The sequence below is a fragment of the Amorphoplanes friuliensis DSM 7358 genome, assembly GCF_000494755.1.
In the GTDB taxonomy this organism is placed as follows: domain Bacteria; phylum Actinomycetota; class Actinomycetes; order Mycobacteriales; family Micromonosporaceae; genus Actinoplanes; species Actinoplanes friuliensis.
This window is the reverse complement of record NC_022657.1, coordinates 919,622-941,914: the sequence shown is the minus strand read 5'-3', so window position 1 is coordinate 941,914 and position 22,293 is coordinate 919,622. Positions and strand designations below refer to the sequence as shown.

22 protein-coding genes are annotated in these 22,293 nt (G+C 71.3%); 7 read left to right on the top strand and 15 right to left on the bottom strand.

Translation table 11 applies throughout. The annotated features are described in order from the left end of the window. Positions 1-11 precede the first annotated feature (11 nt). The gene (locus AFR_RS04285) at positions 12-428 is read left to right on the top strand and encodes a hypothetical protein (RefSeq protein ID WP_023358083.1); all 417 of its coding nucleotides are present in this window, start codon (positions 12-14) and stop codon (positions 426-428) included. Between the two features lie 47 nt (positions 429-475). Here the strand turns inward: AFR_RS04285 and AFR_RS04280 are convergent, their stop codons facing one another. The 3 genes from AFR_RS04280 to AFR_RS48765 all read right to left on the bottom strand — a co-directional run bounded on the left by AFR_RS04280 (position 476) and on the right by AFR_RS48765 (position 3,734). Beyond that, a complete protein-coding gene (locus AFR_RS04280; RefSeq protein WP_023358082.1) occupies positions 476-1,573 on the bottom strand; it encodes a serine hydrolase domain-containing protein in 1,098 nt (365 codons plus the stop codon). Positions 1,574-1,680: 107 nt separating this feature from the next. Further along, on the bottom strand, positions 1,681-2,640 hold the full coding sequence (locus AFR_RS04275) for a complex I subunit 1/NuoH family protein (protein WP_023358081.1): 960 nt from the start codon (positions 2,638-2,640) through the stop codon (positions 1,681-1,683). Further along, positions 2,640-3,734, bottom strand: coding sequence for an NADH-quinone oxidoreductase subunit C (locus AFR_RS48765; RefSeq protein ID WP_023358080.1), 1,095 nt, complete (start codon positions 3,732-3,734; stop codon positions 2,640-2,642). The genes AFR_RS04275 and AFR_RS48765 overlap by 1 nt, the downstream gene beginning before the upstream one ends. A gap of 122 nt (positions 3,735-3,856) precedes the next feature. Here AFR_RS48765 and AFR_RS04265 point away from each other — a divergent pair, with 122 nt between their 5' ends. Together AFR_RS04265 and AFR_RS04260 are read left to right on the top strand one after the other, a co-directional pair. After that, positions 3,857-4,369 carry an RNA polymerase sigma factor gene (locus AFR_RS04265; RefSeq protein ID WP_052359320.1) on the top strand — a complete coding sequence of 171 codons (513 nt, stop codon included), beginning with the start codon at positions 3,857-3,859 and terminating at the stop codon, positions 4,367-4,369. Continuing rightward, on the top strand, positions 4,362-5,372 hold the full coding sequence (locus tag AFR_RS04260; RefSeq protein ID WP_023358078.1) for a hypothetical protein: 1,011 nt from the start codon (positions 4,362-4,364) through the stop codon (positions 5,370-5,372). The genes AFR_RS04265 and AFR_RS04260 overlap by 8 nt, the downstream gene beginning before the upstream one ends. Positions 5,373-5,376: 4 nt before the next feature. Here the strand turns inward: AFR_RS04260 and AFR_RS04255 are convergent, their stop codons facing one another. The 6 genes from AFR_RS04255 to AFR_RS04230 are packed head-to-tail and all read right to left on the bottom strand — an operon-like array spanning position 5,377 to position 11,726. After that, entirely contained in the window at positions 5,377-6,681 is a 1,305-nt protein-coding gene (locus AFR_RS04255) for a DUF2252 domain-containing protein (protein WP_023358077.1), read from the bottom strand. Positions 6,682-6,731: 50 nt separating this feature from the next. Beyond that, the gene (locus AFR_RS04250) at positions 6,732-7,292 is read right to left on the bottom strand and encodes an NADH-quinone oxidoreductase subunit B (protein WP_023358076.1); all 561 of its coding nucleotides are present in this window, start codon (positions 7,290-7,292) and stop codon (positions 6,732-6,734) included. 16 nt (positions 7,293-7,308) lie between these two features. Further along, positions 7,309-8,760 carry a pyridoxal phosphate-dependent decarboxylase family protein gene (locus AFR_RS04245; RefSeq protein WP_023358075.1) on the bottom strand — a complete coding sequence of 484 codons (1,452 nt, stop codon included), beginning with the start codon at positions 8,758-8,760 and terminating at the stop codon, positions 7,309-7,311. Positions 8,761-8,769: 9 nt separating this feature from the next. Next, the gene (locus AFR_RS04240) at positions 8,770-9,444 is read right to left on the bottom strand and encodes a 2-phosphosulfolactate phosphatase (protein WP_023358074.1); all 675 of its coding nucleotides are present in this window, start codon (positions 9,442-9,444) and stop codon (positions 8,770-8,772) included. A 42-nt stretch (positions 9,445-9,486) separates the two neighbouring features. Continuing rightward, on the bottom strand, positions 9,487-10,410 hold the full coding sequence (locus AFR_RS04235) for a phosphotransferase (RefSeq protein WP_023358073.1): 924 nt from the start codon (positions 10,408-10,410) through the stop codon (positions 9,487-9,489). Beyond that, positions 10,407-11,726 (bottom strand): MFS transporter, encoded by a 1,320-nt coding sequence (locus AFR_RS04230; protein ID WP_023358072.1) that lies wholly within the window; start codon positions 11,724-11,726, stop codon positions 10,407-10,409. Before AFR_RS04230 ends, AFR_RS04235 begins: the two co-directional genes overlap by 4 nt. A 49-nt stretch (positions 11,727-11,775) precedes the next feature. Here AFR_RS04230 and AFR_RS04225 point away from each other — a divergent pair, with 49 nt between their 5' ends. Beyond that, positions 11,776-13,200: a gamma-glutamyltransferase gene (locus AFR_RS04225; RefSeq protein WP_041840595.1), complete on the top strand. Its 1,425-nt coding sequence runs from the start codon at positions 11,776-11,778 to the stop codon at positions 13,198-13,200. Here AFR_RS04225 and AFR_RS04220 read toward each other — a convergent pair. Beyond that, on the bottom strand, positions 13,193-14,122 hold the full coding sequence (locus tag AFR_RS04220) for an NAD-dependent epimerase/dehydratase family protein (RefSeq protein WP_023358070.1): 930 nt from the start codon (positions 14,120-14,122) through the stop codon (positions 13,193-13,195). The genes AFR_RS04225 and AFR_RS04220 overlap by 8 nt on opposite strands. 102 nt (positions 14,123-14,224) lie before the next feature. On the opposite strand from AFR_RS04220, the gene AFR_RS04215 reads away from it, so the two are divergent. Continuing rightward, on the top strand, positions 14,225-14,908 hold the full coding sequence (locus AFR_RS04215) for a TetR/AcrR family transcriptional regulator (protein ID WP_023358069.1): 684 nt from the start codon (positions 14,225-14,227) through the stop codon (positions 14,906-14,908). Here AFR_RS04215 and AFR_RS04210 read toward each other — a convergent pair. Together AFR_RS04210 and AFR_RS04205 are read right to left on the bottom strand one after the other, a co-directional pair. Continuing rightward, the gene (locus tag AFR_RS04210; protein WP_023358068.1) at positions 14,899-15,699 is read right to left on the bottom strand and encodes a class I SAM-dependent methyltransferase; all 801 of its coding nucleotides are present in this window, start codon (positions 15,697-15,699) and stop codon (positions 14,899-14,901) included. The two genes, AFR_RS04215 and AFR_RS04210, sit on opposite strands and share 10 nt — an antisense overlap. Then, complete coding sequence (locus AFR_RS04205) at positions 15,699-16,001, bottom strand: MGMT family protein (RefSeq protein ID WP_041841778.1); 303 nt, start codon at positions 15,999-16,001, stop codon at positions 15,699-15,701. Before AFR_RS04205 ends, AFR_RS04210 begins: the two co-directional genes overlap by 1 nt. Positions 16,002-16,062: 61 nt before the next feature. On the opposite strand from AFR_RS04205, the gene proB reads away from it, so the two are divergent. Both proB and AFR_RS04195 read left to right on the top strand, forming a co-directional pair. Then, entirely contained in the window at positions 16,063-17,175 is a 1,113-nt protein-coding gene (proB, locus tag AFR_RS04200; protein ID WP_193786353.1) for a glutamate 5-kinase, read from the top strand. A 55-nt stretch (positions 17,176-17,230) separates the two neighbouring features. Next, complete coding sequence (locus AFR_RS04195; RefSeq protein ID WP_023358065.1) at positions 17,231-18,469, top strand: glutamate-5-semialdehyde dehydrogenase; 1,239 nt, start codon at positions 17,231-17,233, stop codon at positions 18,467-18,469. A gap of 139 nt (positions 18,470-18,608) precedes the next feature. Here the strand turns inward: AFR_RS04195 and AFR_RS04190 are convergent, their stop codons facing one another. The 3 genes from AFR_RS04190 to AFR_RS04180 all read right to left on the bottom strand — a co-directional run bounded on the left by AFR_RS04190 (position 18,609) and on the right by AFR_RS04180 (position 22,042). Beyond that, positions 18,609-19,418 carry a prenyltransferase/squalene oxidase repeat-containing protein gene (locus tag AFR_RS04190; protein ID WP_023358064.1) on the bottom strand — a complete coding sequence of 270 codons (810 nt, stop codon included), beginning with the start codon at positions 19,416-19,418 and terminating at the stop codon, positions 18,609-18,611. A 147-nt stretch (positions 19,419-19,565) separates the two neighbouring features. Continuing rightward, positions 19,566-20,747, bottom strand: coding sequence for an adenylyltransferase/sulfurtransferase MoeZ (gene moeZ, locus AFR_RS04185; RefSeq protein ID WP_023358063.1), 1,182 nt, complete (start codon positions 20,745-20,747; stop codon positions 19,566-19,568). 113 nt (positions 20,748-20,860) lie between these two features. Continuing rightward, complete coding sequence (locus tag AFR_RS04180) at positions 20,861-22,042, bottom strand: DUF3152 domain-containing protein (RefSeq protein WP_023358062.1); 1,182 nt, start codon at positions 22,040-22,042, stop codon at positions 20,861-20,863. Positions 22,043-22,293 lie beyond the last annotated feature (251 nt).

Sequence of the window (22,293 nt, the reverse complement as noted above, 5' to 3'; positions counted from 1 at the left end):
GAGGACACCCGATGACCCGCATCGCACCCCGCGCGGCCACGACCGCCGCGCTCGCCACCGCCGGCCTCGCCGGACTGCTCGGCGCGGCCGCGCAGCCCGCGGCCGCCGCCCCCAGCGCGCTGGCGACCCCGTGCGTGCAGAAGATCGCCGTCGTCAACAACGGCGGTTTTGTGATGAACTTCCAGGTCACGACCCGTGACGGGCAGCTCTCGGCCCCGACCGACGACTACCCGGTCAACCAGTGGCGCCTCGTCGACCTGACCTCCACACCGCTCGCCGAGGGTGTCGACGTGCGCCCGCTCGTGCACGCCACCGCCGGTGACGACGTGCTCGGTAACAACTTCGTGTCGTACTGCACCAACGGGCAGACGGCCACGTACACGGCCAGCGGCACCACGCTGAACTACACGGTCACCCTGCTGACCTGATCGGATGCTGCCGGGCGCCCCGTACGGGCGCCCGGCGGCCCCGGCTGTCAGTGCGAGCAGAGCGCCGTGTCGACGGTCTTCAGGACCGCGTTGTGCGCGACCTCCTCGGACGGCATCGCGGTCACCGCCACCGACACACCCCGGCCGTCCTCGGTGACACCACCCCGCGTTTCGTACCCGGGGATGTCACCGCCATGACCCCAGGCGACGCCGCCGCAGCTCAGCGGGAAGCTCATGATCCCCAGGCCGTACCGGGCTCCGGGCCACATCTCCGGGGCCTCCACCGTGGTACGCATCTCCTTCAGCTGCGCGGGCGGGAGCAACCGGCCTCCGACCAGGGCGCGGAAGAAGCTGTTCAGGTCCTCCGGCGTACCGATCATCTGACCGGCCGCCCAGCCCCAGGACGGGTCGAGGACCGTCACGTCGACCAGCTCGCCGGACTCGTCCGGGTGGTACCCGTGCGGGTGCCGCTCCCGGATGGACTGGTCGCCGACGCCGGGGAAGTACGTGTGCCGCAGACCGGCCTTGCGGATCACCCGATCGGTGATCTGCTCGGCGATCGGCCGACCGGTCACCTTCTGGACGAGCAGCCCCGCCACCACGTAGTTCGTGTTGCTGTACTCCCACTTCGCGCCGGGCGCGAACACCGCCGGGTGGGCGAGCGCCAGGTCCAGCAGGTCCCGCGGCTCCCAGTACGTGTGCTGCAGCGCGAACGACCCGTCGGTGTCGAGGTACTCGGTGTAGTTCGGCAGCCCGCTGGTGTGCTGCAGCAGCTGCCGGACGGTGATCTTCCGGCCGTCGATCCCCTCACCGCGGACCAGCCCCGGCAGGTACTTCTCGACGGGCGCGTCCAGCTCGACCTTCTTCTCGGCCACGAGCTGCAGAACCACGACCGACACGAACGTCTTCGTGTTGCTGCCGATGCGTACCTGACCGTTGACCGGCACGTTCGGACCGGCGGTCAGATCGCGGGTGTCGCCGTCACGCTCCCGGACAGCGGCCAGTGCACCGGGGAAGCCATGCTCGCTGACCAGAGCCCGCAGCTCCTGCCGGACCGGATCCCGCGGCGCCGCGCTGACGGGCTGGGCGGTGCCGATGACGCACGCGGTGACGACGGCCGCCGCCACCAGGTGTCGCAGAGACATGAAAGAACTCCTCGGGGTCTTGTTGTCGGGACCCTTCGAGCCTTCCGGTGCGCGGCCTTCGATTCGATCCGGCCAGTGGGCGTATCGAGGTAGGGCTGGCCCCCCTCTTACATCGCCACCTTGACCGCCGCGGTCAGCACCAGCTGGGCCAGCGCGACCGGCACCAGGACCAGCCAGCAGAGCCGCTGCAACTGATCCTCGCGCAGCCGCGGATAGGTGACCCGCAGCCAGATGACCACGAACGACACGGCGAAGATCTTCACCAGCGTCCAGAGCCAGCCGAGGTGCTCGGCTGCCGGCCCGTGCCAGCCACCGAGGAACAGCACGGTGGTCAGCGCGGCGATCACCACGATCCCGACGTACTCCGCGAGCAGGAAGAACGCGAACCGCAGGCCCGTGTACTCGGTCAGGTATCCGAAGACGAGCTCCGAGTCGGCGATCGGCATGTCGAACGGGGGACGCCGGATCTCCGCCAGGCCGGACACGAAGAAGACCAGCGCGGCGGGCGCCTGCCAGAGCAGCCACCACGGCGTCCACGCCTCGACGATGCCGGACAGGCTCAGCGTGCCCGCGGCCATGGCGACACTCGCCGCCGAGAGGACCAGCGGCAACTCGTAACCGAGCAGCTGCGCGGCGCCCCGCAGCCCGCCGAGCAGGCTGTACTTGTTGGCCGACGCCCACGCGGACATCAGCACGGCGACCACACCCACACCGAGCACGGCCAGGACGAAGAACAACCCGATGTCCAGACGCTGAGCGACCAGGCCGCCGGGTCCCAGCGGGATCGCCAGGAGCACGATCAGGTACGGGAACAGCGCGACGATCGGGGCCAGCTGGAACACCCGCCGGTCGGCGTCCCGCGGGGTGATGTCCTCCTTCTGCACGAACTTCACGCCGTCGGCGACGAGCTGGGCCCAGCCGTGGAAGCCACCCGCGTACATCGGACCGAGGCGGCCCTGCATGTGCGCCATGACCTTGTGCTCGGCCTGACCGACGACCAGCGGCAGCACCAGGAAGGCCGCGACAACGGCGACCACGCGGACGAGAAGGTCGAGCCAGAGCGGCATCAGGCGTCCTCTCCGCCGGTCTTCGGCGGCGTTCCGGTCTCCGGCGGTGTGCCGGAGGCCTCGGGTGCCGGGGTCTCGTCCGCGGCGGCCTTTTCGGCGGCTGCTTGTGTCGCGGCGGCCTCGGAGGCGGCGCTCTCGGCGGCGGCGGCCTGCACGGGCGGCGCCTTCGCGGCCGCGGCTTCGTCGGCTCTGACCTGCGCGGCAGCGGCCGCCGCGGTCTCAGCGGCCGGAGTCTCGGCCGGCGTTTGCGACGCGGCCGGCGTTTGCGACGCGGCGGGGGCGTCCGGCGCGGCCGGGGTTTCCGGGGGCGTCAGCGCTGCCGCGGGCGTTTCTGCGTCTTCGCGGGGTGGCCGGGCCGGGCGGTCACCGGAAGCTGGGCGCGCCGGACGGTCGCCTGGCGCACGCACCGGGCGGTCGCCGGCCGCAGGACGGGCCGGGCGGTCGCCGGGGACGCGGCGGGCCCGGGTCTCGGGTGGCGGGACCTTGCCCTTCATCGGGCCCCACTCGTTCGGATCGGGCACACCCGGCGGGCGCATCGGGGCGCGCTTGGCCGTGCCGGCCTCGGACTCCCCCGGCTCCTTGGCACCGGGCCAGGCCTTCGCGACCCGGGAGGCCAGCACGAACTCCTTGCGCAGCGGATTGCCCTCGAAGCCCGGCGGCAGCAGCAGCGGCCGCAGGTCGGGGTGCCGGGAGAAGCTGATGCCGAACATCTCGTGCGTCTCCCGCTCGTGCCAGGCGGCACCCGGGAAGAGGTCGATCACCGACTCGACGACGGGGTTCTCCCGGCTCAGGCGGGCGCGCAGCAGCAGGCCGTGCTTGCGGCGGCTGGACCACAGGTGGGCGACGACCGTGAAGCCCTCGTCCAGCTCGTCGACGGCCGAGAGCCAGTCGAAGAAGTCGCAGCCCAGCGCGCCCGGGTCGCGGGCGGCGTCGAGCGCGGCCCACCAGCGGGCGGCCGGAACGTCCACGACGGCCCGCTCGTGGCCCGGACCACCACCGGAGACACCGGCGGTGATCTCGCCCTCGGCGGGGGCGTCGGTTTCGGCGGCCGTCAGCAGCGCGACCATCCGCTCGCCGACCTCTTCGGGCGTCATGCCGCACATCCTATGATCCGGCGAAGATCTGCCCCGGCCGACTGCAACCCTTCGATGGATCGGGGCGTGTTGTCGCCGTGACATCGGAGGCAACAGCCATCAGACCGGAGACGCACGCAGCCGTGCCGGACAGCCCAGTGTCGTTCGACGAGCTGTACGCCGCGCACTACGGCGACCTGACCGTGCAGCTGTACGCGTACTTCGGGGACCGGCAGGAAGCCCAGGACGTGGTCCAGGAGGCGTTCTGCCGTGCCCTCGCCCGCTGGCGCACCGTCTCCCGCTACGACGATCCGGTCGCCTGGATCCGCCGGGTCGCCTGGAACCTGGCCGTCAGCAAGTGGCGCCGCACCCGTACGGCGCTGGGCTTCCTGCGCAGGCAGCGGGTGACCGAGGCGCAGGTGGCCGGGCCGAGCCCCGAGCGGGTGGCCCTCGTCGCCGCGCTCGGCACGTTGCCGCCGGCTCAGCGCCGCGCGATGGTGCTGCGCTACCTCGCCGATCTGACGGTTGCCGAGATCGCCGAGCGTGAGGGTGTCGCCGAGGGCACCGTGAAGTCCTGGCTGCACCGGGCCCGCGCCTCCCTGGCCGCCCAGCTTGCTCCCACCGAGACGACCCACCAGGAGGTGCGCCGTGCCTGATCAGCTCGAGAAGCTCTTCACCGACCTGCGCGCCGGGGTCCTGCCCGAGGTCCGCCCGCCCGGCACCGCGGCCGCCCGCCACACCGTGCGCCGCCGCCGGACCACCCGGACCGTTGTTGCCGCCGCTACTGCCGCGCTGGCCGTCACCGGCGGTGTGGTCGCGATCAATCTGCCCCGCACCCCGGAACGGCAGGAGTCGCCGGCCGACCTGACCGGGTCCGCGAGGCTGGCCCTCGACAGTCAGCTGCCGAAACTGACGGGCCGCCTGCGGACCGGCGCGGTCGAGGCCGAGGGAAGGCTGACGTTCCCGGATCTCGCGGCGGGCGGCTACACCCTGGCGGTGACCTGCGCCGGGGCCGGATCGGTCCGCGTCGACGCCGAGCTGGTCCGCAGCGCCGAGGAGACGGCCGTGCTGGGTGGCCAGATCGTTTCCTGCGCCCACGACGCGCTCGTCTCCGTCATGACGTTCCGGCTGCCGGACCGAGGCCCTGTGGTGATCACCGCCGAGGGCGACGGGTCCGCGGCGGGCCACTCCGCGTACGCCCTGGAGCTCGGCGACGGCGACGGCAGCGGCGACTACCGGCCGGAGGGTGCCCTCTACGACCCCGATGCTGTGCCGTCGGACGAGTCGAGCTGGAACGCCGGGCGCGCCGCGGCGGTGTTCCCTCAGGGCGGTGCGGGTGTGCCGGTGCAGGTGACGACCGAGCAGCTGCGGGGTGAGGAGGCCACCGGTTACAGCCGGACCGGCGACTTCGAGCTGCAGGTCGTCTGCTCCGGACCCGGCAACCTGACCATGACCGTGGGGGCGGTGCCACCGGGCGGCGACCTGACGGCTGACAGCCAGGCCCTCGTCACGGCCGAGGTTCCCTGCAACGTCGATCCCGCAACCAGCCTGAACGACATCCTGTCGCTGCCGAAGGGAACAACGCTGCTGATCGTCACGGTGCCCGATCAGGCCGCGTGGAACCGCGCCGGGTGGGCGTACCGGGTGACCCCGGTCTGAGGTTTTATTGCAGGCCCGGGAGGCGGCCGTTGCGGAACAGGTCGACGAAGTCCTGGTGGTCCTCGCGGGCCTGGTCACCGTACTTGTGGGCGAAGTCGACCAGGACCGCGACAAAACCGGCCTCGTCCTTGTCGACCTCGGCCACGATGGCCTCCTCGGTGGAGAAGTCGACGAGGTCGTGGCTGGACTCGTCGTCGGCGACCGAGTGCATGCGGGCGACCGCACGACCCAGGTCGGCGATGACTCCGGTGAGCTCCTCGGGCTCGTTGACGTCGGCCCAGTCGAGGTCGGCGGCGTAGGGCGAGACCTCGGCGACGAGCTGGCCGACACCGTTGAGCTCGGTGTACCCCAGCCAGGGGTCGGCGTGCGCCTGCAGGGCCCGCTGCGACTCGGCGGTGCGGTGACCCTGGTGCTTGAAGTAGCCGCGGACCCGTTCGTCGTCGACCCAGCGGGCGACGGCCGGGACCTGCGCCTGCTTCATGTAGATGATCACGTCGTTCTCGAGCGCCTGGGTGTGCCCCTCGAGCAGCATGTTGTACGACGGGAGCCCGGCCGAGCCGATGCCGACACCCTTGCGCAGCTTGATGTCCTTGATGGTCGTCGACACCGAGGCGCCGTGCGACGGGATCGTCTCGAGATAGTCCTTGAAGGCCGCCGTGACCGTGGCCGCGGTCTCCTCGTCGACGTCGTAGACACCGTCGCCGAGCGAAAAGCGGCGCTCGTAGTCGTCGATGACGGTCTGGCCGGCGAGCAGGTCGACGCGGGTGTTGAGCCGCGCCTCCTGCAGCACCCGGCGCAGGACCCCGTCGGCGTTCTCCAGGGTGATGGACCCGATCGCGTCGTCACCGCCGGCCGCGATCGCACGCAACTCGGTCAGGTACGCCTGAGCGAACGTCGTCACCAGCTGGGAGATCACGTCGTCGGAGAGCGCCTTGCTGTAACCGATGAGGGCGACGCTGGCACTGAACCGCTTGAGGTCCCAGATGAACGGCCCGACGTACGCCTCGTCGAAGTCGTTGACGTTGAAGACCAGCTGGCCGGACGAGTTCATGTAGGTGCCGAAGTTCTCGGCGTGGAGGTCGCCGTGGATCCACACCCGGCTGGTGTGCTCGTCGAGGAAGCGGTCGTCGCGGTAGGCGCCGGTCTGGTCGGCGTAGAAGAGCGAGGCGCTGCCCCGGTAGAACGCGAACGGCGAGGCCGCCATCTTGCGGAACTTGCGCCGGAAGGCCGCGGGATCCAGGGCCATCAATGCGCCGAATTCCCTGGTCAGCACGTCGATGATGAAGTCCGCGCGGCTCTGCTCGCTCATGATTCGCACACTAGCCCTCGGAGTCGATAGCTGTATGCCACAGACACGACTCAGATCGGGCGTTTGACCGCCGGAGCTGTCAGCGAAGCGGCGTCACGCGGCTGCGCGGGCGGCCCGGGGATCAGCGGGTCGGGGCGCGGCACGCCACCCAGCCCGGACTGCTCGGCGGCGATCTTCTCCTGCAGGCGCAGGATGCCGTGCAGCAGCGCCTCGGGCCGCGGCGGGCAGCCGGGCACGTAGACGTCGACCGGGATCAGCTGGTCGACACCCTTGGTCACCGAGTACGAGTCCCAGTACGGCCCGCCGCAGTTGGAGCAGGAACCGAACGAGATCACGTACTTGGGCTCGGGCATCTGGTCGTACAGCCGCTTGATCGCCGGGGCCATCTTGTCGGTGACCGTGCCGGAGACGACCATCAGGTCGGCCTGGCGCGGACCGTGCGCAAACGGGATCACGCCCATCCGCATGAAGTCGTGCCGGCTCATGCTGGTCGCGATGAACTCGATGGCGCAGCAGGCCAGACCGAAGTTGAAGACCCACAGCGAGTAGCGGCGACCCCAGTTCAGCACGAACTTGATGGGATCCCCGAGCACTCCTGGCAGACCGGACACGTGGCCAACCTACCCCCTACCAGGTGGGCCGCTGGAGCAGGCTCAGGAAGCCGGCGAGCAACGCCTCCCGCAGCGGCGCCGGCGCGATGTTCAGCAGGGAGTTCACCGAGGCCATGCTGCCCGCGATGTTGTCGCCCAGCCCCAGGCCGGCGGCCAGCCCTTCGATCAGCTCGGGCGTGACCATCGCCGGGGTCAGCGCCCCGGCGGCTTCGAGCAGCGCGGGCGGGAGGTCGATCGGGCCGCGGTCGCGCGTCGCGCTCACCGCTGCGGCCAGATCCTTCGCGAACTCCGCGGCGGTCGCTCCCACCGCGGCGGTCACGGTCAGGTGGATGGTCGCGGGCAGCTCCGCGTACGCGAGCTGAGGCTGCGTGTGCCACCCCCGCGCCGCCAGCTCGTCGGCCAGGACGAACAGGTCGACGCCGTCGGTCGTGGTCAGGCACACGACGGTGGTCTCCGGGGGCGCGAAGAGGCGTACGCCGTCGGTGGCCTCGACCGCGTCCGCCAGCACACCGACAGCGTCACGGGTCTTCCCGGCCAGCCGCAGGTAGCCGTCGTCACCGAGGTGCCGCAGGGTGGCTACGGCCGCCGCGATCGGGCCGCCGGAGCGCGTCGACGAGATGACCGGGTTCACCATCGTGTATCCGGGCCAGTCCGCGTAGGCGAAGAACTGCGGCATCCGCAGCCCCGCGTCCCGGTGCAGCAGAACCGAGACACCCTTGGGCGCGTACGCGTACTTGTGCAGGTCGACCGAGATGCTGGTGACACCCGGGACGCCGAAGTCGAACTCGGGCAACTCGGCGCCGAGCCGCCTCAGGTACGGCAGGACCCAGCCCCCGAAGCAGGCGTCGACGTGGAAGCGGACACCCCGCTCGGCGGCCGCGGCGGCGATCGCCGTGATCGGATCGACCACACCGTGGGCGTACGAGGGTGCCGACGCCGCGACCAGCACGGTCTCGGGCCGGATCGCCGCCGCCATCGCGACGGAGTCGGCCCGCAGGTCGGGTCCGACGGGCACGACGTCGAGCGCGACCCGCAGGTAGTGCGCGGCCTTGGCGAACGCCGCGTGGGCGGTCGACGGGACCACGAGCCGCGGCTCGGTGATCTCCGGGTGGGCGTCGCGGGCCGCCTTCACCGCCAGGATCAGCGACTCGGTGCCCCCGCTGGTGACACTGCCGACCACGTCCGGCGCGGTGGTGCCCGGCCCGGCACCGAGCAGCCGTGCGGCCGAGGTGACCAGGGCGTTCTCCATCGCCAGCAGCGACGGGAAGGCGGTCGGGTCCAGACCGTTGACGTGCGCCGAGATCGCGTACGCGGCCCGCGCGAGCTCGTCCAGCCCATCGACGTCCGGGTCGTAGACGTACGCGAAGAGCCGCCCGCCGTGCGTGGGCAGGTCGGCCGTCCGCAACTCCTGCAGCTCGGCCAGCACCTGCCCGGCCGGAACACCCGTCGACGGCAACGCTTCGATCATGCTTCGAACCTAGACCTTCAGCAGCCTGACGTGGCCGTCACGAATCTCACCGACCATCGCGAAGTCCGACCGGTCGACCTCGCGACAGAACGGCAGGTCCCGGGACAGGTCGACACGATCGGCGGCGGGCTTCCGGGCGTACGCCGCGGCGTGCTGGGCCGCGCCCTCCTCGATCCCGGCGACCAGGTCCTCCCGCCTCGGCTCGAGCCCGTCGATCAGAGCGCTCAGGTGGCGCGCACAGGCCCGGTCCTCGGCCGTCGAGCCGGTGCAGACAATCGCGTACGGGACGGCGGGGTGATGCTGTCTGATCCACCGCGCGGTGGCACCGACGTTCACCGCCGCGACCGCGAGCAACGCGGCCGGATCCGGGTACTGAGCGAGCCCCCGCGTGCCGTTCGAGGTCGCCTGGATCAGCCCGCGACCGTCGAGCTCGGCGGCGGCCAGGTCGGCCGGTGAGTTGCCGAAGTCGTAGTCCGCCGGCCGCAGCCCATGGCTCTCACCGACCAGCAGCCGGTCCGGATGCTGCGCCCGCAAACCCCGCCCCGCCTGCACCGACGGCACGCAGACGATGTCCGTCACGCCCCGCTCGAAAGCAACCGCCGCGGTCGTGAAGGCGCGGATCACATCAACGACAACCACAACGGCACCGCTCGGAACCTCGTCACCCAGACCCACGATCGTCACGCCGCCGATCGTCCCTGCGAATCGTGCGGCCCGGCAATCCGATTACGACAGGTCGGCGATCAGCCGGGACACCAGGGGACGCAACGCGGCTGTCCTCGCGCGGCGCCAGGCAGCGATGCCCGGCATGACCGAACTCGTGACCGTCGCGGCGCGGATGCTCCACATCCCGGCCAGCGCCACGACAAACCGCGAGGCCTCGGGCGGGAGTGTCCCCAGCAGTCCGTAGGCCCGATCCGTGGCCACGCGCTCGCCGGAAGCGTGTCCGGTGGCGACCACGTCCGCCGCCAGCTGGGCGAGATCGATCCACGGGGCGCCGGCCGAGGCGTACGCCCAGTCGAGCAGCACCGCCGAGCCTGCCTCCGCGTCGACTGCCGTGTTGTCGAGGCGGAGGTCCCGGTGGACCAGCGCGTCGCCGGCCGTCCACCGTTCCCAACCCGCCACCACCTCGGCCGCCGGGCCCGCGTGGGACGCCTCCCAGTCGTCGGCCGTGCCCAGCTCGCGGACGCGCAGCCAGCCGTCGAAGTCGAAGATGCGCTGCACGACCGGCGGCAGTGTGCGCGGCGCCTCGTGACCGTTCGCGGTCCGGCAGGCCCGCGCAACAGCCTCGATCGACACGTCGGTCCACAGCTCCGGGGTTGTGCCGGTGGCCCAGGTCGTGGCGAGGGCGATCCAGGGGCCGCGTTCGACGGTCGCGAGGCGCCGGGGCGCGGAGACCGAGGGCGGCAGGATGTCCAGGATCGCCGACTCCTGAGCGATCATCCGGTGGTTGTGGGCTCGGACCTCGGCGGAGACGGCCTTGACGAAGGACTGGCGTCCGTCGGCCAGGCGCAGTCTCACGGCCGGGCCGGGCGACATGCCGCCGTGCAGGTCGGTGTGGTCGACCACCGCGGACCCGAGGGCCTCGGCAACCGCCGTCCGGATCGAGTCCGGCGCGTCGGCCCACCGGGTTCGAGGGGTGAAGGTCACGCCGCGTCCGGCGGTGAGAACCGGCGGAGCAGGGTGACCGCAGCGCCCACGAGGAGGGCGGGGACGAGCGTGAAGCCGAGCAGGACACCGAGGCGGGCCGTCGAGTCCTGGGCTGCGGCCTCGCCCGTCGACGACGAGACATAACCGAAGAGCTGGAGGATCAGGGCGTAGATGCCCGGGCCCAGGGCCAGGCCGAGCGTCTCGCCGGCGGTCCAGAGGCCGGTGAAGACGCCGGCCTGGCGGCGGCCCGTGCGGACGGTGTCCTGCTCGATCAGGTCGGGCAGCATCGCCAGCGAGAACACCTGCTGGCCGGCGTAGCCGCAGCCGACCAGGGCGACGATCAGGTAGATCGGCACGGCGGGCAGTGCCGGTGACAGCAGCAGGGCCAGCGCGCCGGCGGCGAACAGCAGTGAAGCGGCGATCAGGCCGCGCAGCTTGCCGTGGCGAGCGCCGACCCGGCTCCACACCGGCATCACCAGCAGGGCCGGGCCGACGAAGGCCGCGAAGAGGAACGTCGCACCGGCGTCCTGGTCGATGATGTGGTCGGCGAAGTACTGGACACCGGCGAGCATCGTGCCGATGCCGGCGGCCTGGACGATGTAGCAGAGCAGCAGGACCCGGAACGACCTGTTCGCCGCGGCGATCCTCAGCTGGGCGCGGAGGCTCGGCTCCTGCTCGGCCGGGGAACGGGACGGGGCTGTACGCGTACCGGCGAAGACGCCCAGGGTGCCCACGACGATGAGGGCGCCGACAAACGCGCCGGACCACCGGTGGCCGGTCAGGCCGCCGCCGCCGAGGTCGACGACCAGCGGGGCCAGCGCGCCGGAGGCCAGGATGGCCAGGGCCAGGACGGCGACACGCCAGGTCATCAGGCGGGTGCGCTCGGCGTAGCCGGAGGTGATCTCGGCGGGCATCGCCACGAACGGGACCTGGAAGAACGCGAACGCCGTGGCCGCGGCGAGGAACGCGACGGCGACGTAGGCGCCGGCCGCGGCCCCGGTGGCGAACGGCCCGGCGAAGATCGCCGCGAAGAGGACACCGAGGGCGAGGCCCGCGCCGAGCAGGAAGGCCCGCCGATCACCGCTGCGGTCGGAGATCCGGCCGGCGATCGGATTGACGAGCACGTCCCAGGCCTTGGGCAGCAGCACGAGCAGACCGGCCACACCGGCGGTCACACCGAGCGTGTCGGTCAGATAGGGCAGAAGGAGCAGACCAGGCACTGTCCCGAAAGGTCCGGTCACCAGCGAGCCCAGCGAATATCCGGCGACAACACGCCGCGGGAGGCGTACGTCCTGCGAGGGACCAGCGACCGTCATGGACGCGGATGGTAACCATCCGCGGGCCGTGGGGCCTACGCTTCGCCGAATGGAGATTTCCCCACGAGCGTCTGGGGTCGCCGCCGGCGTCGCCGCGAGCCATCCGGCGACGGCCGAAGCCGGGATGCAGATCCTCCGGGCCGGAGGCTCGGCGGCCGACGCCGCCGTGGCCGCCGTGCTCGCCACCTGCGTCACCGAGACCATCTACACCGGGCTGGGCGGCGGCGGGTTCGCCACCTACTTCGACGCCGCGACCGGCTCGGTGACGTGCCTCGACTTCTTCGTCTCGGTGCCCGGCACCGACGGCGACCGGCAGGCCGGTCCGATGATCGCGATCGACGTCTTCTTCGGCGGGATGCCGCAGGTCTACTCGATCGGCGGCGCCAGCGTGGCCGTGCCCGGCGTCCCGGCCGGCTGCGGTGAGGTGCACCGGCGCTGGGGGCGGCTCCCCTGGGCGGACCTGGTCGCGCCGGCGATCGGCCTGGCCAGGACGGGTGCGATCCTCCCGGCCGCGCACGCCCGGACCCTGGAGGCGTGCGCACCGGCTCTCGCGTACGGCGAGGGTGCCGCGATCTACGCACCGAACGGCAAGCTGCTCCAGGGCGGCGACCTGCTCTTCCACCCGGGACTGGCGGCGGCGCTGGAAGGCCTCGCCTCCGAAGGGCCCGGACTCTTCTACACGGGTGCGTACGCGTCGCTGCTGGTCGACACCGTGCGGGCCGGTGGTGGGGCGCTCGGGCCGCTGGATCTGGCCGCGTACCGGGTGCTGGAGACGCCGGTGGACCACGCGACGCTGGGGGCGTACAGGGTGCGGGCCCGGCACGATCTCAACCGTACGGTCGACACGATCGCCGCCCTGCCCGGCAACCTGACGGACCTGAAGCGTCCGGCCCGGGCCGTGGCGGTCGCGGCCGCCCTGCGCGACCGGGGCCGGCAGAAGATCGGCGACACGACCAACGTCTCCGTCGTCGACGCCGACGGCAACGCCTGCGTGATCACCACGACGATGGGCCTGGGCGCCGCGGTCTGGCTGCCCGGTCTCGGCGTCAACCTCAACTCCATGCTCGGCGAGGGTGAGCTGATCACCGACGATCTGGCGCCCGGCGTCCGGATGTCGTCGAACATGTGCCCGCTGGTGGTCATCGACGCGGCCGGGGACCTGGCCGTCGCCGCCGGGTCCGCGGGTGCTTCGAGGATCCGGACCGCGCTGGTCGACACCCTGCTGGGTGTACTGGTCGACGGGCTGGACATGCCGGCGGCGACCTCCCGTCCGCGCTTCCACGTCGTCGACGACACGGTCCACGCCGAGCCGGGCCTTCCCCGCGACGAGCTGGACGCGCTGGCCGACGCCGGTTGGACGATCAACGAGTGGCCGGAGATCAACCACTACTTCGGTGGTGTCACGGCGGTGGGGGTCGGCGGTGCCGCCGGTGACCCCCGCCGCGACGGTGTCGGTCTGCTGCTGGCTACATAGTCCGGCTGGCCGTGGCCTCGGCATCGGCGGCGACCTCCCGCAGGGCCGTGTCCAGGTCGGTCGGGGTCAGGCCGAAGGTCTGCTCGGTCTCGGTGCTGTCCATGATGAACGGCGCGTAGAACTGGTAGTCCATCTCGGCCATCTCGCGGGCCATCGGGATCGCCAGACCGGCCGTCCGCATCACGAAGCGCGGCAGCGGGCGCAGAGGCACGGGCTTGGCGCCACTGACGGCGTAGTAGCGCTGCGCCAGCTCGCGGATGCTGATCGGGGCCGGCGACGGGACGTGCCAGGCGCGGCCGTGGGCCCGCTCGTCGGCGGCCAGCTGCACCAGAGCGCGGGCCATGTCGCCGGTGTAGGTGAACGTGTGCGGTGCGTCGATGTCGGCCGGCGCCCACGCTGTGCGGCCCTTGGCGATCGCCGGGAGCAGCACGGCGGAGAAGATCGAGGCCGCACCCGCACCGACGTAGTCCGCACCGCGGACCTCGACCGTACGGACGCCACTCGCCAGCGCCTCCTGCCACATCTTGATGCGGACGCGGCCCTTGCGGCCGGTGGCGGCGAGCGGGCTGCGCTCGGTCATGCGGCCGCCGGGGACCGGACCGTAGACGTACAGGTTGCCGGTGGTGGCCAGGACCGCGCCGGTCTCGCGGGCGGCGGTGAGCATCGCGCCGGAGAGCGGCGGCCAGAGCGCCTCCCACTGCGTGTACTTCGGGTTGGCGCAGTTGTAGATCGCCTCTGCGCCGCGGGTCAGCTCGGTGAGCTTCGCCGCGTCGGTGGCGTCGGCGGCCACCCGCTCGATCAGCGGGTGCTCGGGGCCGCTGCCGCTGCGGGTCACCATCCGGACTGATTTTCCCTGGTCAACGAGTTGGTGGGCCACGGCCGAGCCGATCGGTCCGGCGCCGACGATCACGTGATGCGACATGACGTTCTCCTTTGTGAGCACTGCTCTCTGTTGAGAACAACGATGCCACTCTCTCGGCTCGACCGCAAGAGCAGTGCTCTCTTTTGTGGCACACTTGGCGACATGACCGCTGCTTCGATCCGGGCCCGGGTGCGTGCCGAGATGACCGACGAGATCAAAGCCGTGGCCCGGCGCCACCTCGCCACCGACGGGGCCAACCTGTCGCTGCGCGCGGTCGCCCGTGACCTCGGCATGGCCTCGTCAGCGGTCTACCGCTACTTCGCCAGCCGGGACGAGCTGCTCACGGCGCTGATCATCGACGCGTACGACGCGGTGGGCGCGGCCGCCGAGCAGGCGGTCGACCCCTCCGCGGGCTTCCTCGACCGGTTCCTCGCGGTCTGTCACGCGGTGCGCGACTGGGCTCTGGCCAACCCGCACGAGTGGGCGCTGATCTACGGCAGTCCGGTCCCCGGGTATCAGGCGCCGACCGACACCGTAGGGCCGGCCATCCGGGTGATCCTGCTGATCGGCGCGATCGTGCGTGACGCCGTCCTGGCCGGCGGCGTCGACATCGGGGAGCCGATCGCCGGCAAGCTCGGCGACGAGCTCCGGGTGGTCGCCGAGCAGGCCGCTCAGGGCGCGCCACCGCAGGCCGTCGCCCGCAGCCTCGCCGCATGGATCCACATGTGCGGCGCGATCAATGCTGAGCTGTTCGGCCAGCTCAACAATACGATCGATCAGCGCCGGGAGTTCTTCGACTTCCAGATGCGCGGTGCGGCGACGCTGATCGGCTTCCGTCAGGTCTGACGGGCGTGCACGACGTGGCCGCCCGGGGTGTCCTTCGGGACGTCGGGGCGGCCGAACCAGCGCGCCGCGAGCTCGGACGGCCCGAGGTCCTCGAGCTGGTCGAAACCGAGTTTGCGCAGCTCGGCGGCGAGGTCGTCCGGCAGGAAGTACGTCTGCCAGGGCTCACCGAGACGCGCCACGCGGGCCGCCCGGACCTCCAGCGCGGCCTGCTTCTCCGGCGTGGCCATCGACGACGGCGGCATGGCGTAGTCGAAGACGACCTCGGACCGCGGTGTCGCCGCGATCAGGCCCAGCGTCTCGTCGAAGCCGGTGCGCGTCAGGTACGGAACAACTCCGAGCCAGAGGAAAAACGCCTGCGGGCCGACCGGCAGGGTCAGCTTCTCCCGCTCGAAATCCACCGGCACGTAGGTCACGCCCTCCGGCACCGCGATGCCGGCCTCGGCCAGCCGCTGACGCTTGAAGGCCTGCGTGTCCGGGTGGTCGACCTCGAAGACGTGCAGCTCGGGCCACGGATTGCGGTAGGCGAACGTGTCCAGCCCGGCCCCCAGGACCACCAGCTGCCGGGTGCCGTTCCGCACCGCCTCGGCCAGCGCGTCCTCGGCAAAACGGGTGCGGGCGGCGATGAACAACCGCATCGCCCGGCGGCCCGGTGCCTCCTCGGCATCCGGTGGCACCCCGAGGATGCGGACGGCCAGCGGATCGGAGAAGATCTCGCCGCCCTCGATGAGCTGATGGGCCGCCCGGTAACGGGCCGCGCTGAACGCCGTCCGGCTCGGCTGTCCCGTCTCCATCAGGGCAGCCAGCTCGCGCGGGTCATGTCCACGTGCTCCCCCTTCACCGGCACACCCTCGCTGAGCAGCCGCTGCCGTGCCTCCTGCTCGTGACCCGGCGGCATCCGCCCGGCGCTGGTCACGACCCGGTGCCACGGGACACCCCCGCCGTTGCGGGCCATGATCGTGCCGACCTGCCGCGCCGAGTTACGCCCCGACCGGTCGGCCAGCACGTCGGCGATCGCCCCGTAGGACATGACTCTGCCCTCGGGGATGCTCTCCACGAGCCGGAGAACCTCTTCCACGTACTCCTGCGGTGTCACCGACGCCACGATATGGGATCGCATCCCGGCTGCGCAGCGCCCGGCGAGCAGAATGGGCCAGGTGCGTGAACAGGTGACCGGCGCGCGCCGGATCGTGGTCAAGGTGGGGTCGTCCTCGCTGACCACCGCATCCGGCGGAATCGACGAACAGCGCGTCGACGCCCTCGTGGACGTCCTCGGCGGTCTGGCCGCGCAGGGCCGCGAGGTGGTGCTCGTCTCCAGCGGCGCGATCGCCGCCGGGCTCTCCCCGCTCAAACTGCGCCGGCGTCCGCGCGACCTGGCCACCCAGCAGGCCGCGGCCTCCGTGGGCCAGGGCCTTCTGATCGGCCGGTACGCCCAGGGCTTCGCGAAACACGGGCTCACCGTCGGGCAGGTGCTGCTGACCGTGGACGACGTGACGCGGCGGGCGCACTACCGGAACGCGTACAGGACGTTGCGCAAGCTGCTCGACCTGGGCGCGCTGCCGATCGTCAACGAGAACGACACCGTCGCCACCGAGGAGATCCGGTTCGGTGACAACGACCGGCTGGCCGCCCTGGTGGCGGTGCTGGTGCAAGCCGATCTGCTGGTCCTGCTCTCCGACGTGGACGCGCTCTACACCGGAAGCCCGTCGGCGCCCGGCTCCCGCCGCATCCCGGTTGTCCTCTCCGACGCCGATCTCGCCGACGTCTCCATCGGCACGGCCGGCAAGTCCGGTGTCGGCACCGGCGGCATGGTCACCAAGGTCGAGGCGGCCCGGATCGCCACCGGTTTCGGCATCCCCGTTGTGCTCACCGCGGCACCGCTGGCCGCCGCCGCCCTCGACGGCGACGAGGTGGGCACGCTCTTCCACGCGGTCGAGCACCGGCCGGCGGCCCGGCTCTTCTGGCTGGCCCACGCCACCACGCCGCGCGGGCGCCTGCACCTGGACCCCGGCGCTGTCGCCGCCGTTGTCGCCCGGCGCAAGTCGCTGCTGCCGGCCGGGATCACCGCGGTCGACGGCTCCTTCGCGGCCGGTGACCCGGTCGACCTGATCGACGCCGACTCCGGCGCGCCGGTCGCGCGCGGGCTGGTCAACTACGACGCTGTGGAGATCCCGGCGTTGCTGGGCCGCTCGACACCCGAGTTGGCGGCGGCTCTCGGCCCCGGGTACGAACGAGAGGTCGTCCACCGCGACGACCTCGTGCTGCTGTAGTTCCGACCGCGCGGTGGTGCAGTCTCCGCCGCGGCACAACGATCAGGGAGTCGTCATGACTGTGCTTGAGCAGGCCGCCGAGGCCCGGGTGGCCGCGATCGACCTGGCCACCGCGACCCGCGCCGACAAGGACGCCGCGTTGCTGCTGATGGCGGACCGGCTCGTCGAGCGGGCCGGCGACATCGTCACCGCCAACGCCGTGGACGTGGAGAACGCCCGTGCCGGGGGGTTGTCCGAGGCCATGATCGACAGGCTGACGCTGACCACCGAGCGGGTTGCCGCGATGGCCGAAGGTCTGCGGCAGCTGGCCGCGCTGCCCGACCCGGTCGGAGACGTGGTGCGCGGGTCCACCCTGGCCAACGGTCTGGAGCTGCGGCAGGTCCGCGTGCCGTTCGGCGTGGTCGGCATCATCTACGAGGGCCGGCCCAACGTGACCGCCGACGCCGCCGGCATCTGCCTGAAGTCCGGCAACGCCGTGCTGCTGCGGGGTTCCGGCTCGGCGTTCAGCTCGAACGCCGCGATCGTGTCGGTGCTGCGCAAGGCCGTCGCCGACTCGAACCTGCCGGCGAACGCGATCCAGCTGCTGGACGCCACGACCCGCGACTCGGTCAAGGAGCTGATGCGGGCCCGCGGCCTGGTCGACGTCCTGATCCCCCGCGGCGGCGCGTCGCTGATCAAGGCGGTCGTGGAGGAGTCGACGGTCCCGGTGATCGAAACCGGCGTCGGCAACTGCCATGTGTACGTGGACGAGGGCGCCGACCTCGAAAAAGCCCTCGGGGTGGTGCTGAACTCGAAGACGCAGCGCCTGTCGACGTGCAACACCGCGGAGTCGCTGCTGGTGCACGCGACGCTGGCCTCGTCCTTCCTGCCGCTGGTCGTCGAGGAGCTGATCGCCGCCGGTGTGACCGTGCACGGTGATCCCCGGGTCGCCGGCCTCGACGGTGTGGTCCCGGCGACGGATGAGGACTGGGGCACGGAATACCTGTCCGCGGACATCTCGGTCGCCGTGGTCGACTCGCTGGACGACGCCCTCGACCACATCCGGCGCTACGGCACCGGGCACACCGAGGCGATCGTGACCGAGAACCTCGCGGCGGCCCGCCGCTTCTCGGCCCGGGTCGACGCCGCCGCCGTGATGATCAACGCCTCGACGCGGTTCACCGACGGCGGCGAGTTCGGCTTCGGCGCGGAGATCGGCATCAGCACCCAGAAGCTCCACGCCCGCGGGCCGATGGGCCTCCCGGAGCTGACCTCCACGAAGTACATCGTCACCGGCAACGGTCACACACGCTGATTTTGGTCTTGCCGAGCACGGACCTGGCAGGGTGCGGGCGGCCGTTCACGAGCCCCTGGGCGAGTGGCCGCCCGCGCCCGGTCCCCGCGGGAGCGGCGGTCCGGGCCATGCACGGACCGTGGCAAACAAGCTCTTGACCTCAGGTTTTGCAGGCTCGAATGGCGATCAGGGTCGTGTTCACGTCGAAGAGCGGGCCCTCGTCGCTGTCCCAGCCGCCGTCCTTACGCTGAGTCTCCCCGAGGCGTTTGCGGGCGCTCTGCAACAGCCAGTCATCACCGAGGTTGACCCTGCGCAGTGCCGCGGCCATGTTCGCGACCTCGGCCGGTGACATGTCCTCCATACGATCACCCAGGACGAGCTGCACCCGCGCCGACTCGTAGAAGTGCTGCTGCTCGTGGAGCAGCCCCGCCGCGTGCCAGCCGGCGGCCAGGAAGGACGGCCAGCTGCCGTCCGGGCGCAGCTGTGCGGCCACAAAACGGGTCGCGGCCGCCAGCGTGCGCTCGTAGGTCGGCGGCACCTCGTGATGCGGGTGCGCCTCGACCTCGGCAACGGTGATCCAGAAGCCCGCGACCGCGGTCAGGTAGAGCGTCGCCTCCGGGTCACCGGGCATGGCCCAGGCCGGGGCCTCGGCCGCCAGGGACTGGTCCTCCTGCCAGGAGCCGTCGTTGTGCTGCACCGCCGCCAGCCAGGCCAGAGCGCGGTCGACCTGCGCGCCGTGGAGACCGCCGAGATCATCCAGCTCGGCGAGGCGGAAACAGGTCGCATCGATCGACGGCACGGTGCTGTCACCGCCCGCCGGCCAGCCACCCGCCGCCGTCTGGTCCGCCTCGAGGCGTACGAGGGCGGGCGGCGGGGGCGGTGTGCCGGCCCGCAGGTAGGCAAGTCTCGCCCGCTCCACAGGATCGCCGTTTGTCACGACGTACCTGATGGCGGCGTCGATATCGACCACGACCGTGACGCTACAGCTCAGCTGACGGTTCCGCTGCGCTGTCGAGTCAACTGTCTTTTAGGTCGTATCCGTCCTTTGCGGTCGCTCCGAGTAACCAGAACGGCCGTCACCCCTGTACGGATGACGGCCGTTCCGGCGTTCGCTGGCTCAGTAGGACGGGAGTGACGGGTCCACGGTGTTGACCCAGGAGACCACGCCACCCTGGACGTGCACGGCGTCCTTGAAGCCGGCCGCCTTGAGCGCCGCGAGGGCCTCGGCCGACCGCACACCCGACTTGCAGTGCAGCACGATCTGCCGGTCCTGCGGGAAGCGCGAGAGCGCCTCGCCGGACAGGATCTCGCCCTTGGGGATCAGGGTCGCACCCGGGATGCTGACGATCTCGAACTCGGCGGGCTCGCGGACGTCGACCAGGAACAGGTCCTTGCCGGAGTCCTGCCAGTCCTTGAGCTCACGCGCCGTGATCGTGGCGTTGAGCGTCGCCTCCTGAGCCTCCTCGGAGACCGCGCCGCAGAAGTCGTCGTAGTCCTCGAGCAGGTCGGTGACCGTCGGGTTCTCGCCGCAGAGCGCGCAGTTCGGGTCCTTGCGAACCTTGATCTTGCGGTATTCCATCTCCAGCGCGTCGTAGACCATCAGCTTGCCGACCAGCGGCTCACCGATGCCCGTGATCAGCTTGATGGCCTCGTTGACCTGGATCGAGCCGATCGACGCGCAGAGCACACCGAGGACGCCACCCTCGGCGCAGGACGGAACCATGCCGGGCGGCGGCGGCTCCGGGTAGAGGCAGCGGTAGCAGGGACCGTGCTCCTCCCAGAAGACGGACGCCTGGCCGTCGAAGCGGTAGATCGAACCCCACACGTACGGCTTGCCGAGCAGCACCGCAGCGTCGTTGACCATGTAGCGGGTCGCGAAGTTGTCGGTGCCGTCGACGATCAGGTCGTACTGGCTGAAGATGTCCTTGACGTTGTCACGGTCCAGCGCGGTGTTGTGGATGACCACGTTCACCAGCGGGTTGATCTCCCGGATGCTGTCGGCGGCGGACTCGGCCTTGGGCCGGCCCACGTCGGACATGCCGTGGATGATCTGCCGCTGAAGGTTGGACTCGTCGACGGTGTCGAAGTCGATGATGCCGAGCGTGCCGACACCGGCCGCGGCCAGGTAGAGCAGCGCGGGAGAGCCGAGACCACCCGCGCCGACGGCCAGGACCTTGGCGTTCTTCAGCCGCTTCTGCCCGTCCATCCCGACGTCGGGGATGATCAGGTGACGCGAATAGCGGCGGATCTCGTCGACGCTCAGCTCTGGGGCCGGCTCGACGAGCGGGGGCAGTGACACGGTGAACTCCCCGGGATCGGCGGTAAGGTGCGCCACCCATTGTTGCTCGTTCCCCGCCGGAATGGACATGACGTGGAACACCGGCCCGACATGCGGGACGAGGGAATTAGCCGTCAGTCGATGGGGTTGCCCGCGTAGCGCTTCCCGTCCAGGTACGGCCAGGAGTTCGCCACACACCCCTTGAGGCCGTAAGTCTGCTGCATCATGACCGGCGCGGGCTCACCCTTACCGGCACAAGCCTCGTGACCGTGGCCGAGCTGGTGCCCCACCTCATGGTTGATCGCGTATGCCCGGTAGACCTCGAGCGGCGCGTCGTAGTCCGGCACGGCGTCCTGCCACCGGTCCTGATTGATGACCACCTGCCCCGGCAGCCGGCACGAGGTGAACCCCTTGGTCTTCAACCCGCCGTCGGAGCACATCCGCTCGGACGTCTTCGCCGACGCCAGGTAGATCGTGAACTCGGAGGCAGCCGACTGCGGCACCCGCTGCAACCGGAACTGCCGCCCGGCGATCCAGCTCCGCGGATCCCCCAGCACCCGGTCGACCTCGTCGGCGAACTTCCCACCGTTCCCCTGACCCAGCGTCTTCTCCACAGCAACCTTGAAACGCCGCAACGTACCCGTCGACCCGAGCACCGGCCCGTACCCACCGGCAAACACGAACCCACCACTCGACGCGGCCAGGGTGGACCTGGTCGGCGCCTTGTCAGCCGCGTCCGGCGGCACCGCGGGAGCCGTACGCCGGGCCGGCGCGGTGCTCGCGGCGGACGTCGGCTCCAGGTTTCCCCCGGTCGCCGGTCCCACCAGCGGCGGCAGCACGGAGGCCGCCGGCACGACCCGGGACGACTGGTCACTGCCTTCGTTACGCATGATCTGGCCTACCACGAGGACGGCGGTCGCAAGAATCAGGAAAACCAGGACGGCCGCACGACGCCGCTTCTGGTACATCCGCGTAGCGGGCGGCGCCAGCACAACGGTGTCGGAAGCCTCCCCCTCGATGACAGCATCCGCATCCGGCGGCATCACCAGCGGCGGCGGAATGATCATCGGCGGCCCGGCGGCGGGCGGCGGCTCCGCGGACGGAATCCGCGGAACGACCGGCAGTTGCAGGGTGGCGCTGTCGCTGTCCGCGGGCCGGTTTCCTGCTGTGGCCACCCCGCCTGACCTGCTGCCGGGGTGGTTCGCTGCCTCGACGATCTCGGCCAGTTCGGCGGTTTCGGCTGCTGCGGGTCGTCCGAAGGCGGCCTGGGTGTCGGCGCTACCAGCCGCTGCGGCGATGGCCGAGTCGACATTCACCGGTTCCGCTTTTGCTTTGCCGGCGCGCTTAGTCGTCGTTCCGCTACCCGCTTCGCCGGCTGCGGTGAACGTTGTCGGTTTCGGGTCCTTGGGCGGGGTTCGGCGGGGTCGCTTCGGCGGGGTTTCCGGCTTGACCGTTGCCTGCCCGCCGCCGGGAGCTGTTCCGTCGGGGTCCCGGAGCTCGGGGTTGGGTGTGTTCAACGCGGGGTCGAGCTTTGCCGCCGGCTCCTGCGTGGCGGCTCCGACGCTCT

Coding starts and splice junctions, on each gene's coding strand:
- AFR_RS04220 (WP_023358070.1), bottom strand. CDS start 14,122: ATGTCGCATCACGTGATCGTCGGCGCCGGACCGATCGGCTCGGCCGTG.
- AFR_RS04285 (WP_023358083.1), top strand. CDS start 12: ATGACCCGCATCGCACCCCGCGCGGCCACGACCGCCGCGCTCGCCACC.
- AFR_RS04255 (WP_023358077.1), bottom strand. CDS start 6,681: ATGAGCGAGCAGAGCCGCGCGGACTTCATCATCGACGTGCTGACCAGG.
- AFR_RS04245 (WP_023358075.1), bottom strand. CDS start 8,760: ATGATCGAAGCGTTGCCGTCGACGGGTGTTCCGGCCGGGCAGGTGCTG.
- AFR_RS04225 (WP_041840595.1), top strand. CDS start 11,776: ATGGAGATTTCCCCACGAGCGTCTGGGGTCGCCGCCGGCGTCGCCGCG.
- AFR_RS04195 (WP_023358065.1), top strand. CDS start 17,231: ATGACTGTGCTTGAGCAGGCCGCCGAGGCCCGGGTGGCCGCGATCGAC.
- AFR_RS04275 (WP_023358081.1), bottom strand. CDS start 2,640: ATGCCGCTCTGGCTCGACCTTCTCGTCCGCGTGGTCGCCGTTGTCGCG.
- AFR_RS04215 (WP_023358069.1), top strand. CDS start 14,225: ATGACCGCTGCTTCGATCCGGGCCCGGGTGCGTGCCGAGATGACCGAC.
- AFR_RS04280 (WP_023358082.1), bottom strand. CDS start 1,573: ATGTCTCTGCGACACCTGGTGGCGGCGGCCGTCGTCACCGCGTGCGTC.
- AFR_RS04230 (WP_023358072.1), bottom strand. CDS start 11,726: ATGACGGTCGCTGGTCCCTCGCAGGACGTACGCCTCCCGCGGCGTGTT.
- AFR_RS04210 (WP_023358068.1), bottom strand. CDS start 15,699: ATGGAGACGGGACAGCCGAGCCGGACGGCGTTCAGCGCGGCCCGTTAC.
- AFR_RS48765 (WP_023358080.1), bottom strand. CDS start 3,734: ATGACGCCCGAAGAGGTCGGCGAGCGGATGGTCGCGCTGCTGACGGCC.